The sequence below is a fragment of the Halocatena halophila genome, from assembly GCA_027563145.1.
Lineage (GTDB): Archaea > Halobacteriota > Halobacteria > Halobacteriales > Haloarculaceae > Halocatena > Halocatena halophila.
In genome coordinates, this window is record CP071306.1 from 293,561 (window position 1) to 309,301 (window position 15,741).

The following is a 15,741-nucleotide window of genomic DNA, read 5'->3' on the forward strand; positions in this document are numbered from 1 at the left end:
GGATTGTGGTTGTAACATCAAATTTGATTGCTCCAGATACGAACCACACACCATGGATCAGTATCGTCTTCATGACGTTACGATGTGGATGGATGCGTTCGATTTCGAAGGCGATCAACCGTTCGAAATTTCAGGTCCCTTTAACCGTGTTGAGGGATCCAATCCGGAGTACGTCTATGATCTCGAGTTGTCCACACAGACCGGGACACACATCCAGGGAGCACACTACTTCAATGAATCGGGAAAGCGAATCGAGGAGTATCCACTTCAGCAGTTCGAAGGGAGGGCAATACTCTGTGATCTCGAGGACCGGGGCGTGGACACGACAGCAGCGTTTTTCCGGAGCCGTTTCGATGAGGGCGATCTCAAGAACGCAATTCTCATCCTTCGAACCGGTCATATGGAAGACGTCATCGAACGTGGCGAGCTCGATCCGGCACACCGTCCTGGTCTCTCTCCTGGGGCGGCTCGTTATCTCGTCGAGGAAACGCAACTCAGGATGATCGCAATCGATTCTGTTGGCGTCGAATCACGCGAGACGGAGAATTTTGAGGTGAACGTTTACCTCGGCGAGCACGACATTCTCATCCTGGAAGGGCTGGTGAATCTCGACGCGATTACGGCGACAGCGGTCTTTCTCGAGGCGTTTCCGCTGAAGATACCCGGTGTTGAAGGCACTCCTTGCCGTGCAATAATCAAAGAGCCACTCGAGGAGTGACAGTTGTTTGACTACGGGTGGCGTTCCAGCGCGGCTTCGAATTCTCCCGCGGGGTGTGGATCACAGTGTCCTGTCGATACAGTGGCTCGCAAGATCGGCGAGTCGTCGGCGTTCTGGTGACGCAGGGAGCGTCTCGATCGAGTCGTGTGCGGTGTCGACCAGCGAACGCATCCGTCGGCGGGCGTGCGCAATGCTTTTCCTCCCGATAGATGTTCCGCACGGTAGCCACATCTTCAGCTGTCGTTTCGCTGGCTGGCGCATCCAGAATCTGATAGATGGTCTCGTTGTCAGCGTGAATGGCCATGAGCGTCCGTTTCCCCGATCGCACGTCGCCACCCGTTATTTTCCGTCCCTTCTCTCGCTCGAAATCGAGCAGATCATCTCGAATCTGAAACGCAGACCACAGGGCGCTATACCCCGCAATATCGAGATTTCCAGTCTGCTGGTGTTGTGGACGCGGTGGATGGCCACAGACACCACTGACAGACAGGCGCTACCACCAACCAAATCGCTCCCGGTGGCCGTTACCCTAAAAGACGACTGATTGATCACCCCACCAGCGTCTCATTTCTTGGGATCAGCGCTCTCGTCTCAGAGCCGACAGAGAAACGCCCGCAGCTCGGCGTACGCAGCGTCGTAGCAGTCGGCAAACACGGCGTGGCCGGCGTCGGGGATGTGGACGAGCCGACCGTTGGGTAGTCTCTCTGCCATATCGAGCTCTCTGGCTCGGTGAGCGGGCTCGGTATCGGCCTGTAACAGCAGTGTCGGACGGCTGATCTCCTCGAATCGATCCGCTGGAGACGGAAAGCCGGCCCGAGCAACCTTGGTGATTGCCGATTGAGAAGCCTTGTTCGCACGTGCGAATTGCCGAGCGACCGATTCCGAATAGGATTCGTACTCACTCGCCAGTTCCTCGATCGATTGCTCCTGTATCGTTGTGAGTCGCTCATCGACCAGTTCGACCCGCTCGTCGGCGGAAAGATCATTCTGGGGAACCAAGCCAGCAGTTTCTTCGAGCACCAGGGCACGGGGCAGTTCTGGATGCTCAACGGCTGTCCAGGCGGCCGTGGACGCACCCATCGAGTGCCCAATCAGGATCGGATCCGACAGGTCGAGTTCGGTGAGCAATCCGACGAGATCATTCACACGATCGTCAATGGTGTAACCACCTGCTGGCGCTTCAGATCCTCCGTGAGCCCGGGCATCGTACGCTACCACCGAAAAATCGTCGGAAAGATCTGTGATAAGGCGCTCCCAGCAGAGGCTGTCCTCGTACAATCCGTGGGCAACGACGAGGGGCGGTCCGCTTCCGACCCGGTAGTACTGCAACGAAACGCCATTCACGGAAACGGTGTCACCAGTCCAGCCCGCAGGCGGATTCATGGTGATTGCTAAACACAGTACTGGATTAAAGAGACACGAATCAGTCCCTGAGAACGTATTCTAACGAACACGGAATGACTACACATCAAAAATTAATATTATTGACTTTTGATGTCATCCATGAAACAGTCACTGGTCAGTTTATTACCATCAGTACGCGTTCGACCAATCGAACGAGGGCTTGCGGTTGGATTTCTCTGTCTGCTCTTGCTCTACGGATTTGGAACTATTCTCGAATCTTCACTTCCAGCATTGCATACGGCGGGCGTTCTGGGAATGCATCTCGCTGTCGCTGTGGCGCTTTTGCTCCTGCTTCTAATACTTTCCCGAAGTCGGCCGTGTTCGCGGTGACATGGAGGGTTTCAGACTCCGGACGATAACGAGCGCTGGTATCCTGGCTGTCATCGTGGGTTCTACGATCATTGGCGCGCCAGTCACCGTTGAGCGACTCACAGTCGGCACAATGAGCGCACTGTTTTTGGCGGTGGTCGTCATCACCGGCGATCCAGTTCAGTTATAATTCCGCGTCAGTTCTTTGGTAGTCGGCTGCGATTGGAACGTGCATGGTAGTCTGGGAGACGGAGTACTGGCTCGTCAGATTCGTCTTCCAGCGCGGGTTGGCACTGATCTATTGTTTGGCCTTTCTCGTCGCAGCACGCCAGTTTCGGCCGCTTGCAGGCGAAAATGGACTGCTTCCAATTGAAGAATTCATCAATCAAGCATCGTTTCGTGACCATCCCAGCCTCTTTTATTTCGTGCCGAGCGATCGCGCCATCGGGATAGGGGCCTGGAGTGGCGTTGCGCTCTCGATTGTGGCGCTGTTTGGCGGTCCCTACTGGCTGGGTGATCCGTTTGCGATCCCTGCTTCGATGGCCTTGTGGACTGTCCTCTGGCTGTTGTACCAGTCGTTTGTCAACGCCGGTCGGCTGTTTTATGGCTACGGCTGGGAGACAATGCTGCTCGAAACCGGCTTTCTGGCGATTTTTCTCGGTGCCGGGTCACGTGGCCCACCGGTGATCGTGCTCATGTTACTGAACTGGGTGCTGTTCCGGAACATGTTCGGAGCAGGGCTCATCAAACTCCGAGGAGACGATTGCTGGCGTGAGCTCACCTGCCTGGAGTATCATTACGAAACACAGCCACTGCCGAATCCTGCGAGCTGGTACGTCCACCATCTCCCAGACCGATTCCACCGGCTCGAGGCGCTGGGAAATTTCGTCGTCGAAATTGCTGTTCCGTTTCTGTACTTTGCGCCACATCCATTTGCAGATGCCGCTGGAATCGCCACGATCGGCTTTCAGGCGTGGCTCATGGTGACGGGGAATTTCTCCTGGCTGAACGCCCTGACGATCGTGCAGGCAATTACAACGTTCAGTGATGGCGTGCTCGCCGGGATCGTTCCGATTGCACCCGTGACGAGGAGCGCACCACCGCGGTGGCACGTGCTGCTTGCCGTGCTCGTCGCTGTTCTTGTGATCTGTCTGAGCGCGAACCCCGTTCGGAATATGCTCTCAGAACGGCAGATCATGAACACGTCGTTCGACCCGCTTCATCTCGTCAACACCTATGGGGCGTTCGGGTCGATCACCAGACGGCGGACACAGCTCGTGATCGAAGGCACCACCGAAACCGATCCCACACCGGACGACTGGCACGAATACGAGTGGTACGGCCAGCCATCGAACCCCGCAAGACGGCCATCACAGGTGGCTCCGTATCACCTGCGACTCGACTGGCAGCTCTGGTTTGCAGGAATGCGTCCTCAACCGGGCTCGCGACAGCGGTGGCTCCGGAGGCTTCTCGATCGACTACTGGAACCCGACGATGACGTGCTAGCACTCCTGCGGTCGACGCCATTCGAGAAAGCGTCCCCCAAACAGGTTCGGATTGTCCGCTATCGCTATCGATTTAGCACCCCTGAAGAGCGCGCTGGGTCTGGTGAGTGGTATCAGCGCTCCCAACTGGGAATCTACCTCGGTCCGATCAGCCGACCGCCACAGTCAGCAGCCACCGACTCGCACGCCGAGAGCTCTGATCGATAGCCTCTCTTCGATTGCGTCCTATTCGTTCTCCATGGAGCCGTTCGTCAGATGGATACTCGCCGGTGGGATGACGCTCGTGGTGGGGCTCTGGGTCAGCATGCTTGCGGCATCCTGGTCAACACCATGGCTAGCGGGTGCGATGGGTTCTCTCCTCGGCATTACAGGAATTGCTGTCGGTCTCAGACGCCAGCTCGTGTTCTGAGAGGTGTCAATATTTAACCGCATACTCGCCCATTTTCAGAGTACCATGTCCACACCGCCCGATCGGCTCGACGACCTGGTCGAATCGATGACACGCGAGGAGAAGCTCCGTCTCGTTCGCGGAACCGTATTGCTCGATGAAGGGCGAGCAACCGGATATTTGCCCTCGATCGATCGACTCGATCTGCCATCGCTCAAAATGGTTGATGGTCCACTCGGCGTTAGACTGGACGAGGCCACCGCGTTTCCGGCGAGCATCGCGCTTGGGGCAACCTTCGATCCGGCGCTCGCAACAGCGTTCGGAGAAGCGATTGGTGCTGAAACCCGCGCAAAAGGGATTGACGTGCTGTTAGCGCCCGGCTGTAACCTGATTCGGACTCCCCACTGCGGACGGAATTTTGAGTATTACGGCGAAGATCCGTATCACTCGGGAGCGCTCGTTAGCGCAACGATCGAGGGCATTCAGTCGCAAGGGGTCGGTGCAACGGTGAAACATTATGTCGCGAACAACCAGGAACATGATCGAACCGAGGTAAGCGCAGCGGTGGATTCTCGTGCGCTCCGTGAGCTGTATTGCAGACCGTTCGAGGCGGCCGTCAATGCCGATGTCGCCGCGGTAATGGCGGCGTATAACCGGATTAACGGCACCTATGCGACCGAACACGAAGCGCTCCTCACTGATGTTCTCAAAGATGAGTTTGGGTTCGATGGTCCCGTCATGTCTGATTGGTATGCAGTGAACAACGGGTTGGCGGCCGCACGGGCCGGCACCGACCTGGAGATGCCGGGCGTGGGAGTGTACGAGATGTTGCCGACACAGTCGGAGAGACTCACGCTACTGGCCCCCCTCGACGAGTGGTGGCCCGATTCGATTCCAGGGCCGGATGCGCTCGTAAATGCGATCGCCAGGCGTGCAAGCACCAGTCGCGGCGGTATCCCGAACTTCTCCGAATCGAAATTTGCAGCCGAACTCGAAGCAGCACTCGAGACGGATAGCTTCTCACCGGAACGGCTCGATGCGATGGTCCGTCGAGTGCTCACGCTCTATACGCGTGGTGATCGTTCGAACGAATCGACCGGGATAAATGCCAATGATCACCGATCTCTGGCCCGCACAATTGCCACACGTGGAACTGTCCTCCTCAAGAACGATGGCGTGTTACCACTATCAGCGGATACCGACGTCGCAGTAATCGGCCCAAACGTCACCACAGCGAAGGTTGGAGGGGGTGGAAGTTCGGAGGTGAACCCATCCAGTACGGTGGATCCAGCCGATGGCATTCGAAACCGGGCATCTGGATCGGTCACGGTTGCTCAAGGACACCCGCCAATCGATGATCCATCGATATTTTCGATCGATATCGGGTCGAAGTTCTTTGGCGAGACAGAATCTACAGACATACAACCAGCGATTGACGCGGCCACAGCGGCCGACGTTGCCGTCGTCGTCGTCCAGGATGTCGCCACCGAGGCCCGCGATCGTCCCTCGCTCGAACTGCCCGGCGAACAGAATCAACTGATCCAGACGATCGCAGCGAATGCAGACCGGACGGTGGTGGTCGTTCAGGCCTCTGGTCCGGTTGCACTCCCGTGGATCGAGTCAGTGAACGCGACGCTCTGTAGCTGGTATCCCGGACAGGAGGCTGGCAGCGCGCTTGGGGCAGTGCTGTTCGGCGACGTTGATCCAGGCGGCCGTCTCCCCGTCACTTTTGGGAGAGAAGGCACGTATCCGACCAGTGCCCAGACGAGCTATCCGGGCGTCTCCGGAAACGAGAACTACCCAGTTGCCCAGTACGATGAGGATGTTTTCATCGGCTATCGCTGGTTCGATGATCATGAGCGATCGGTGCAGTTCCCGTTCGGCCATGGGCTGAGCTATGCCCAGTTCGAGTATCGGTCGCTCTCGCTCGGCGAAGGCAATCCACCAGAATCGGCCACCGTCACCGTTTCGAATACTGCGGATCGATCCGGTCGCGAGGTGATTCAGCTGTATGTCGAACCAGAGGATCCGGCGGTGGATCGACCTCCCCGTGAGCTGGCTGGATTCATGTCGGTCGAGCTTCCCGCGAATACGGAGCACACCTACACGATCGACCTTGATGAGCGAGCGTTCGCCTACTACGACGATGAGAACGGCTGGACGATCGACGATGGTTCTGTCACCGTTGCTGTGGCCCGATCGTCACGAAACACGCAACTGCGTACGGAGACCGTGATCAGTGCCGAACAAAGCGAGGACGCAGAGCCCCGTTAGTTTTCTCCGTAGACTGGCTATCCGTTCGTATGGGAGTACTCGCTTGTGATCCTGTCCTGGCGCGACTGATTGATGACCACGGACCACTGACAATCGAACCCGCAGACGATCTCTTTGCACGTCTGATTTCGTCGATCGTCAGCCAACAGCTCTCGACGGCCTCTGCAACGGCCATTCATGATCGGCTTACCGAACGGTTCGAGCTCACGCCCGCTGCCATGCTGTCAGCCGACACCGACCGACTGCTCGACTGTGGACTCTCTGGGCGGAAAGTCGAGTACATCCAGAACGTGGCACACGCATTCGATGCGAACGAGTACAGCCGGTCGTTCTTCGAGGAACACTCCGATGCTGAGGTAATCGATGAACTCACGGCGATCACTGGTGTCGGCGTCTGGACCGCAAAAATGATGCTCATCTTCGGTCTTGGCCGTGAAGATGTGTTCCCAATCGAAGATCTGGGGATCAGAAACGCGATGGATTCGCTCTATGATGATCCATCCAGGGCTGAAAAACGTGAGATAGCTGCCCAGTGGCGCCCCAAACGATCGATCGCTGCACTTCATCTCTGGAAGCACTACGAACAATAACGACAGTGTTCCCTCACAGCATGGAGTTTATTTCTAACATTTTATCTAGACAATTTTATTTCCAATCAAACCCTCATTTGATTCTCCGGTGTGCTTTATACTCAATGCGCTGGTAGACTGCGGTACTGGGGAATGTCACGACAGATCATTCACGGCGTATTGTGGGAATTTGGAGACGATTCGTCGTGCCTGGACAGAATTCGGCCGCTAACGTTGCAGCGTTATCATTTCCAACCCGGGTGTAACGCTGGAACTGATGGCTTACTGGACTGTCCGGTGCACAGGTAGGGAGGTGAGAGTCCGTGGATGGAACAACACCTTTACAGAGTGATCGGACCCCAGACACCAAGTAACAATGACACGTACACTGCGAACCGCACTGACCGCACTCCTCGTCGCGATGCTTGTCGCTGGCGGGGCTGGTACCGCTGCTGCAGAGTCAACCGATATCAATAGCGGCGATACCTCGGTCGTAAACGATAACGATCTCGTGGACGTGGACGATACGTTGAATAACATCTCGGCGAACGTCCTGGGTATCCAGGTCGACGACTCGGAGCTTAACGTGCTCTCCGACGACGACGACCACCACTACCACCCACAGGAGTCGACCGAGATCAACAGCGGTGGCACCACGGTCGTGAACGACAACGATCTGGTCGAGCTGGACGAGACGGCCAACAACATCAGCGCTAACGTGCTGGGTGTGCAGGTCGACGACAGCGACGCTGACATTCTCTCAGCGTAATTCGGTAGAGTCACCGCCTTTTTTTGGTTGCTAGCCCGGTAGCGCTAGCCTTAAAATACGAGCTACCATGAGTTCCCGGTTCAACTAGCCATTTGATCCTCCGGTAGATCTTATACTTCCCCTCGTGGAGTAGGACGATACTGGGGTATGACACGAGCAGATATACTTCTGCGAGCGGCTGTCCCGTTTGCAGTTTCACGTTTGCGTGTTCACACAGTGGCCACGACCGGGTACAGACACAACTGCCGGCAGGCCCGGTAAAGATCTCGTGTGAACATCGGACGGATCTACGATGCGTGCGTAACGTACTCATCGGTGCCGTGTTCTGACCCCAGCCATAATCAGACCATGACACGAATACTACGGACGACGGTGTTAGTCGCATTGATCGTCGCTATTTCAGCGGGTGGCGTCGGAACGGCCGTCGCCGAAGAAACGGAGATCAACAGCGGCTGTACGACAGTGGTCAACGACGACGATCTCGTCGACGTCGATGATTCACTGAACAACATCTCAGCAAACGTGCTGGGCGTGCAGGTCGACGACAGTAACGCAGACATTCTCTCCAGCTAACGTAACTGGACTGCAGTTTTTTTTGGCTCACCAGGAGCGTTCGAACTCGGGATCGAACAGCTGCGCAGAGGTCGGGGCAGGATCGCCCGGCGTGACGTTGTAGTCACTGAAGCTCTCTATACCGATCTCTTGGAGGATTTCCTCGTCGTAGCAGGCGTTGCCGGAGAACGAGTCCGGATCCCGATCCAGAATCTCGAGAACTGAATCGGCGACGATCTCGGGTGTCCGCCAGTCGTCTTCCGTTCCAAGGCCGAAATATCGCGTTGCCCGGGTGTCAATCCCCGTCACTGGCCAGATCGTGTTCGCGGCGATCGAATCGTTACGTAGTTCGCGGGCAAGTGAAAGCGTCACAAACGACATTCCGAGTTTCGACCAGGCGTACGCTGCGCTTCCCGGCGATCGGTCGATCGTGATTGGCGGCGCATTGGTGAGAATGTGACCTCCCCCGATCGAACGGAGATGAGGGATGAACGCTCGGCTCGTCAGATACGTCCCCCGGACGTTCACGTCCGTCACGAGATCGAACCGATTGGCCGGCATCTCTGCAACGTTCGCCAGCTGGATCGCGCTGGCGTTATTGATCACGATATCGATCTCCCCGAAATGATCGATCGCCGTGTCAACGGCCTCTGTGATCTGGGTTTCGTCCCTGAGATTCAGCTGAATTGCCTTCGCTTCAACCCCACGCTCTTCGCATTCGGACTTCGTCTTGTGGATGGTACCCGGAAGCTCGCCGCCCTCCTCGACGGTTTTTCCGGTCGAAACGATGTTACAGCCCATGTCGGCAAGTGTCAGCGCGATCTGCTTGCCGATTCCCCTCGTCGTTCCCGTGATAAACGCCGTCCGCCCGTCGAAATCGTACTCCATGGTTCAGTCTCGCCGCGGATCCGTATAAATGATAGGAAGTAAACAATTGGGTCGTTGTTGTGGGTTCACTCTCCGGTGAACTCGGGATCGCGGCGTTCCATGAATGCGGTTGCGCCTTCGACGTGATCGTCTGTAGCGAACACGGCGGCCTGGTGGGCTGCCTCTCGTGTCATTGCCTGGTGGAGTGACTGCTCGATCCCTTGATTGAGCGCGCGTTTCGACGTTTCTAGCGCGACGGTTGGCCCCTCTGCGATCTGCTGAATGAACTGTGTGGCCTGTTCGTCGAACGACTCGTGGTAGACGTGATTGACGAGTCCGAGTTCGAGTGCTCGATCGGCGTCGATAATCTCGCCGGTGAACACCAGTTCTTTGGCGACGTTGAGTCCAACCGTCCGAACGAGGAAGTAGGAAGTACCAGTATCGACAGCGAGTCCAACGTTACGAAAGCCAAAGCTGATCTTGCCGTTGCTGCTTGCCAGCTGGATGTCACAGGCCAGCGCGAGGTTTGCACCGGCACCGAAGGCAATTCCGTCGAGCAACGCGATTGTCGGCAGTCTACACTCATACACACGCTGGATTGCGCGACTGGTCAGCTCGTGAATTCGACGAACTGCCTCGTACAGTGGGACGTCGCCGTTCATCCGCTCTGCCATGGCGTTGATGTCGCCCCCCGAACAGAATGCCCCCTCGCTCCCGCGGAGCACGACCGTTCTGACCGAATCATCGTCTTCGACTGCCTCGATCGCCGCCATGATCCCGGTAGCAACCGATTCCGTCAACGCGTTTTTCACAGCTGGTGCGTTCAGCGTAATCGTCGCCACACCCGCATCGACCTCGTAGGTGACTGCTTCGCCCATGGACCATGGCTGCGGCGAACGGGGTTATTTCTTTCGCCCTACTGAAATGATCTCAGGCTCGTTCAAGTAGTGTGGCGATTCCTTGTCCAAAGCCGATACACATCGTTGACAGCGCGGTGTCGTCGCCGGTTCGTTGCAATTCGTGTGCGAGTTTGGTAATGAGCGCCGCACCCGTCGCACCGAGCGGGTGGCCGTGTGCAATCGCGCCGCCGTTGACGTTCGTTCGCTCCCAGTCTGCACCGGTCTCCTCAAGCCAGGCGTGAATGACGGGTGCAAACGCTTCGTTCACCTCAAACAGGTCAACGTCATCCACCGTGAGATTGTGCTCCGCGAGGAGTTCAGTCGTCGCCGGAATCGGTCCGGTGAGCATCGTCACGGGATCGACCCCGACTACGTGACTATCGATGATCCTGGCGAGGGGGTCCCAGCCCCGTTTTTCTGCAACGGCCGCACTCGTGAGCAACAGTGCTGACGCGCCGTCGACGATTCCCGATGCGTTGCCGGCATGGATTACGCCATCACCAGGTGGCCGAAAGGAGAGTCCCAGAGATGCTAACGTTTCAGTGGTCGTTTCGGGTCGCGGGTGTTCATCCCGGTTGATCGTTTTTGTTTCCCCGTCGCGTTCGATTGTTACCGGTGCGATCTGCTCGTCGTAGTGACCCGCTTCCCAGGCGTTTGCCCATCGTTGCTGGGAATCCACGGCGATTTCGTCCGCTCTTTCCCGAGTGCATCCCCACTGTTCAGCGATCCGTTCTGCGCCCTCTCCCTGTGTCGTCAGTTCGTCGAATTCTTCGAAGTACGTGGGCGTCATCGAGTTGCCATCGGAGCCCATCGGGACGCGAGTCATGTGTTCGACACCGCCTGCGACCACCACGTCGTGCGTTCCTGACTGAATCTGTGCTGTGGCCATATTCACGGCCTGCTGGCCAGAGCCACACATTCGATTGAGCTGCACGCCGGGAACGCCCTCACCCCAGCCGGCGACCATTGGTGCGATTCGGCCGATGTTCAGTCCCTGTTCGTCCACCGGCGTGACACAGCCGTAGATCACATCCTCGACGATCGACGGATCGAATCCAATGCGGCGTTCGAGCGCACGAAGTGGCTCGGCGGCAAGGTCCTGTGGATGCAACTCGCTGTACGCACCGTCTTGCTTTCCAAACGGCGTCCGAACGGCGTCCACGATCACTGCTGTTTCCATTTGTGTCTCACACTTTCGTGTAGAACTGTAAATATATGTTCCGTGCTATTACTGGGTATCTATTGTGGGTTGTCGTAGAAATTTTCCTCGACTGCGTCCGCTTGGTGGATTCGGTTTCGGGGGTGTCAGCGAGTGATTTCGTGAAGGTACGGCGAGTATATTCTATTTCGCTATATCAACCTATTACTTCGGAGTGTGTGCATACCGATTGTACTCGCTGTTGAACCAGTCGGGACTCAGCCTGGGCCGAGAATTTTCGACATCAGTACCATCGACCGGTTCGGCGGCTTATGGATGTGATTCTCAAGGCAACGATCTTTCGAGAATTGACGACCGCTCTACCGGCGCTCTGCTGAAGAGTTCGCTGATTGAGTCGCTACTCATCTCCAGCTCAATTCTGGCTAAACAGACCTATCGTTGTGTAAAATAGGATGCTGAGCGGCAGCTCTCTGCAAACACGACCGCAGATGACTGATTTCTCTACATGCTGTTTGAATACTAACTATATTCCTAAAGAGTTCTCTTAGGGAAATTCATATCTGCTTGAGTATCCGGAATAAAAGTGTTGGAGGGACGAAGATCGTTTACACTCCGAAGTTAGGATTCTCTATTCAATTTGGTCCACCCGGTTTGGTTTTATTACTAATATCTAATAAATAAATTTTGGTTTCAGATCAGGACGGAGTTAGGCTATAATGGCAAGATAATCTTCAGCACACCAGCCCACGTAATTGCTATCGTTCCATTTGACAGGTCGCCAGTCGTAGCCGTCTATCTCCAACCTTGGGTAGTAGGCCCACCCGTCTGAGCCATTGGGTGCCGTCGTAACCACCTTTCCATCAAGGCCTGGTTTTGCCCGTGTGTTTAGATTGGCAACAGCGTTTACCATAGCACCGTAGCCATCATAGGGCGCGTCGCCCACGTAGGAGAGATATTCTGTGGCACACCAGCCTATGTAATAGTTACCGTCCCAGCCGACGACCTGCCAGGTGTAGCCGTCCATCACCAAACTGCCGGATAGGACCGTCCCGGTTGCGTGGGGGGGCATCGTCGCAGCCACCCCCCCGCCGAGGCCTGGTTGGGATCGTATATTTAGGTAGTCAGTAGGGGATACACGAGTATCGCGACTATAATCAGCAGTCACGGCGTTCTCGCTCACAAACGAACCGGAGCGCTTGCTCCTCTCGGCACTCTCGGGCATCTCTGTAGCACTGGCAGCTCCGGTACTAACAGCAGTCCCCATCATCCCGACAATCCCGGTCGCCGCCGCTTTTTTCAGAAAGCTCCGGCGTCCTTGTGCGGTGTCGGTCTCTGTTCGGTTCTCGTCGTTCGATTTACTCACGGGTGTTGATTCGTCGGTTACCATGTGGATCAATTCACCACAGGAAATATTAGATGCAGCTAATAATTACATTAATGGATGCGGAACTAATCCTAGTCTATCGATGACAGACAACTAATTGGGCCGTTCTATACACATTCCCTGTTACTGGTGTCTGCGTCGGTGCAGCGATCGATGCGTTGGGTGTCTGCCCCACACGGTTCGTCACTAATAACGACAGAGGTGTGCTATCCATACACAGTATGATGCGTTAGGACAAGTTACTACGATCGATGGCAACAGCGACTCTTTTCATTATCTAACATTTTTGGAAAACTCATCCAGGAAGTATATACAGTATTCTCTCTTACGGCGAAGAAATGGCACAAATCGAGGAAGAAATATCAACTATTACGCTAATCCTTTGTAGCATCCAGGGGAGCATCGCTGGAGTTGGGTTACTTGTCGTAGGAATTGGCACAGAGTATCCTCCGTTTTTCCTGCTAGGGGTGCTGGTATTTGTGATTTCTATAACAGTAACTATAATAATTCAATTTGTTACCTGATATACTAGCGTGTAACGAGAGCAAAGCGATCTATCACTGTTCATTCCGGTCAGTTCCCACGTCAAACCAGAGGTGGGTCACGTCGGGTGAGCCAACCATCCTCGTCCGTTCTAGTTCGATCGGGTCGCTGTCGAGAGACTCGAACAACCGGATACCATCGCCGAGGAGCACGGGTACAACGTGGAGCTGAAGCTCATCAATGAGCCCAGCTTCGATGAACTGCTGGACAACGGTCGCGCCACCGACAATCTCGATGTCTTCGTCATCAACGGTGTCGCTTGCCCGTTTCAGGGCGCGCTCAATCCCGTCGGTGACGAAGTGAAACGTCGTTCCGCCCTCCATTTCGAGCGGTTCTCGTGGGTGGTGCGTGAGGACGAACACCGGAACCGCAAAGGGTGGGTCGTCGCCCCAGTAGCCCTCGAATGGATCATCTCCCCACGGTCCCTCGCCGTTGTCGAACATCCGTCGCCCCATTATGGCGGCTCCGACGTTCTCGTTCGATTCCGCCACGATCTCGGAGTCTCGATTGGTCTCGCCGCCATCGAGACCATGCTGGTCCTTCCAGCTTTTAGTATCCACCATCCACTCGTGGAGCCGTTCGCCACCATCGCCGAGCGGGTTCTCTCGGCTGTCGTTCGGCCCGGCGATATACCCATCCAAAGAAATCGACATGTTTGCGAATACGGTCTCCATAGTATTCTATTCTGATTCGTGTGATAATAACATACTCGACCGTTCATCGTCGAGGCGATCAGTTAGTGGGAACGTATCACCGGAGATAGAGCGACGAACAGAGATGGTAGAGTGCAATCCCGAGGCCAAGGGCAGCGACCGACCACCCCCGCAGAGCAGGAAGATTAGCAAGCGCTACGGTCAGGATGAGTATCCAGAGCCCACCACCGTAGAATGCGTATCGTTCCGCTTTCCGGTTCTGGTACGCGGTGAGTAACAGTCCGATGTAGAGGTAGGCAACACCGAACATCGACCCGAACGCGACGAGCATGAAGTACAGTCCACCCGCCGCCTTTAGCATGGGGAGAACCGGAATGAGTGCGCCAAGGAGTGCCACAATGCCGACAATAGCGGGATACTGCCATGTTTCCCAGTGCTGGAGGCCAGTTGAGTGCCGATCGATGCCTGCGAAGGCCCGATTTGTTGCGATCTGTGAGCAATACAACATCCCACCAGCGTACAGCACGAATCCCACTAACAAAAGCGGGTGCGGCTCGTGTGCGAGGAGTTGAATCGCCGGAAACAACAGCCCAAACGCCACGCCTTGAATGAGCCACCACTGCGACCAGGAGGAATCCTGGTCGTTCAGTCCGTTCTCCTGATCGATCTCTGCCCGTGTGGTTTCGTCGTTGGATTCGTTCTCAGACATTGCTATTGGTGGATGATCGATCGGTCGAGTACTCTGTAATCACTGTACACGGAAGTGATCCTCTGCGTGGGCTCTCCCGTAGCTTGCGGGGTTGATCGCTGTACGAATTCGCCGTGGGGGAAATTGGTCCGCAGAGGGCTCCGCAGGAATAGCGCCTGTCATTGTGAGTATTTGTATATCACTTTGCGGTAGTAAAATAAAAATTATTGGGAAGAACACCAATCTGCACCGATTGGATTGGCATGTTCCAAACAAAGGTACAACCCCGAAGGGACCGAACTTCCCACCGTCGATGACCACGAACGATTCACAGCGTGTGCTGTTCGTCGTAACGAATCACGATCAGCTCGGAGCAACCGACGAAAAAACGGGCTACTGGCTGAGCGAGGCGAGCCATCCCTATCACGTTCTCACCGACGCTGGTTTTGCCGTCGATTTCGCCAGTCCAGAGGGTGGTGTCGCGCCGGTCGACCCAGAGAGTGAAGACCTCGACGACCCGATTAACGAGGCGTTTGTCGAATCGGACGCCTACACCGACCAGCTGCAGAACACCCACCCACTCGACGATATTGATCCCACTGCGTACGAAGGCATCGTTCTCGTTGGCGGACACGGGCCAATGTGGGACTTCCCCGACAACGAGCAGCTACAATCGCTTCTTGCCCAGATCTACGAATCAGGAGGCGTTGTTGGGGCCGCCTGCCATGGTTCCGTTGGACTCGTGAACGTCCAGCTGTCGAACGGCGACTATCTGGTTGACGGAAAGCGTCTCACGTCATTCACCGACGAGGAAGAACAGGAGGTTGCGCTCACTGATGCCGTTCCGTTCCTCCTCGAAACGAAACTCGAAGAACGAGGAGCTGACCACCACGCCAGTGATCCATGGGCAGAGTACGTCGAAGTGGATGGACGGCTCGTTACTGGACAGAATCCTGCTTCGGCGAAGGCGGTTGGAGAAGCACTTGTACGAAAACTCGAATCATCGTCGGCGTGAACACACGGGAACGGCGATAGGTGGTCGCTGTACGAGAAGGCGCAC

General features: G+C 55.9%; 18 protein-coding genes. 10 read left to right on the forward strand and 8 right to left on the reverse strand.

The window, feature by feature from the left end; all coding sequences use genetic code 11:
- Positions 1 to 52 precede the first annotated feature (52 nt).
- On the forward strand, positions 53 to 718 hold the full coding sequence (locus JXQ78_RS01470; protein ID WP_330631705.1) for a cyclase family protein: 666 nt from the start codon (positions 53 to 55) through the stop codon (positions 716 to 718).
- Here the strand turns inward: JXQ78_RS01470 and JXQ78_RS01475 are convergent.
- Both JXQ78_RS01475 and JXQ78_RS01480 read right to left on the reverse strand, forming a co-directional pair.
- Positions 696 to 1,208: a polyprenyl synthetase family protein gene (locus tag JXQ78_RS01475; protein ID WP_330632840.1), complete on the reverse strand. Its 513-nt coding sequence runs from the start codon at positions 1,206 to 1,208 to the stop codon at positions 696 to 698. The two genes, JXQ78_RS01470 and JXQ78_RS01475, sit on opposite strands and share 23 nt — an antisense overlap.
- A gap of 101 nt (positions 1,209 to 1,309) precedes the next feature.
- A complete protein-coding gene (locus JXQ78_RS01480; RefSeq protein WP_330631706.1) occupies positions 1,310 to 2,101 on the reverse strand; it encodes an alpha/beta fold hydrolase in 792 nt (263 codons plus the stop codon).
- Positions 2,102 to 2,221: 120 nt separating this feature from the next.
- Here JXQ78_RS01480 and JXQ78_RS01485 point away from each other — a divergent pair, with 120 nt between their 5' ends.
- The 8 genes from JXQ78_RS01485 (at position 2,222) to JXQ78_RS01520 (ending at position 8,509) form a co-directional block, all read left to right on the forward strand.
- A complete protein-coding gene (locus tag JXQ78_RS01485) occupies positions 2,222 to 2,452 on the forward strand; it encodes a hypothetical protein (protein ID WP_330631707.1) in 231 nt (76 codons plus the stop codon).
- A gap of 1 nt (position 2,453) precedes the next feature.
- On the forward strand, positions 2,454 to 2,621 hold the full coding sequence (locus tag JXQ78_RS01490) for a hypothetical protein (RefSeq protein ID WP_330631708.1): 168 nt from the start codon (positions 2,454 to 2,456) through the stop codon (positions 2,619 to 2,621).
- 43 nt (positions 2,622 to 2,664) lie between these two features.
- Entirely contained in the window at positions 2,665 to 4,143 is a 1,479-nt protein-coding gene (locus JXQ78_RS01495; protein WP_330631709.1) for a lipase maturation factor family protein, read from the forward strand.
- Positions 4,144 to 4,174: 31 nt separating this feature from the next.
- Positions 4,175 to 4,345 (forward strand): hypothetical protein, encoded by a 171-nt coding sequence (locus JXQ78_RS01500; protein ID WP_330631710.1) that lies wholly within the window; start codon positions 4,175 to 4,177, stop codon positions 4,343 to 4,345.
- Positions 4,346 to 4,390: 45 nt separating this feature from the next.
- Positions 4,391 to 6,598: a beta-glucosidase family protein gene (locus JXQ78_RS01505; RefSeq protein ID WP_330631711.1), complete on the forward strand. Its 2,208-nt coding sequence runs from the start codon at positions 4,391 to 4,393 to the stop codon at positions 6,596 to 6,598.
- A gap of 29 nt (positions 6,599 to 6,627) precedes the next feature.
- Entirely contained in the window at positions 6,628 to 7,188 is a 561-nt protein-coding gene (locus tag JXQ78_RS01510; protein ID WP_330631712.1) for a DNA-3-methyladenine glycosylase family protein, read from the forward strand.
- Positions 7,189 to 7,543: 355 nt separating this feature from the next.
- Positions 7,544 to 7,936, forward strand: a complete 393-nt coding sequence (locus JXQ78_RS01515; protein ID WP_330631713.1) for a hypothetical protein — start codon at positions 7,544 to 7,546, stop codon at positions 7,934 to 7,936.
- 348 nt (positions 7,937 to 8,284) lie between these two features.
- Positions 8,285 to 8,509: a hypothetical protein gene (locus tag JXQ78_RS01520; protein WP_330631714.1), complete on the forward strand. Its 225-nt coding sequence runs from the start codon at positions 8,285 to 8,287 to the stop codon at positions 8,507 to 8,509.
- 27 nt (positions 8,510 to 8,536) lie between these two features.
- Here the strand turns inward: JXQ78_RS01520 and JXQ78_RS01525 are convergent, their stop codons facing one another.
- The 6 genes from JXQ78_RS01525 to JXQ78_RS01550 form a co-directional block, all read right to left on the reverse strand.
- Positions 8,537 to 9,376: an SDR family oxidoreductase gene (locus JXQ78_RS01525; RefSeq protein ID WP_330631715.1), complete on the reverse strand. Its 840-nt coding sequence runs from the start codon at positions 9,374 to 9,376 to the stop codon at positions 8,537 to 8,539.
- A gap of 65 nt (positions 9,377 to 9,441) precedes the next feature.
- On the reverse strand, positions 9,442 to 10,233 hold the full coding sequence (locus JXQ78_RS01530; RefSeq protein ID WP_330631716.1) for an enoyl-CoA hydratase/isomerase family protein: 792 nt from the start codon (positions 10,231 to 10,233) through the stop codon (positions 9,442 to 9,444).
- Positions 10,234 to 10,285: 52 nt separating this feature from the next.
- Entirely contained in the window at positions 10,286 to 11,434 is a 1,149-nt protein-coding gene (locus JXQ78_RS01535) for a thiolase family protein (protein WP_330631717.1), read from the reverse strand.
- A 685-nt stretch (positions 11,435 to 12,119) separates the two neighbouring features.
- The gene (locus JXQ78_RS01540) at positions 12,120 to 12,800 is read right to left on the reverse strand and encodes an SH3 domain-containing protein (RefSeq protein ID WP_330631718.1); all 681 of its coding nucleotides are present in this window, start codon (positions 12,798 to 12,800) and stop codon (positions 12,120 to 12,122) included.
- Positions 12,801 to 13,354: 554 nt separating this feature from the next.
- The gene (locus tag JXQ78_RS01545; RefSeq protein WP_330631719.1) at positions 13,355 to 14,014 is read right to left on the reverse strand and encodes a dihydrofolate reductase family protein; all 660 of its coding nucleotides are present in this window, start codon (positions 14,012 to 14,014) and stop codon (positions 13,355 to 13,357) included.
- Between the two features lie 76 nt (positions 14,015 to 14,090).
- Complete coding sequence (locus JXQ78_RS01550; protein WP_330631720.1) at positions 14,091 to 14,702, reverse strand: hypothetical protein; 612 nt, start codon at positions 14,700 to 14,702, stop codon at positions 14,091 to 14,093.
- Positions 14,703 to 14,994: 292 nt separating this feature from the next.
- Here JXQ78_RS01550 and JXQ78_RS01555 point away from each other — a divergent pair, with 292 nt between their 5' ends.
- Entirely contained in the window at positions 14,995 to 15,696 is a 702-nt protein-coding gene (locus JXQ78_RS01555) for a type 1 glutamine amidotransferase domain-containing protein (protein ID WP_330631721.1), read from the forward strand.
- Positions 15,697 to 15,741: the final 45 nt, after the last annotated feature.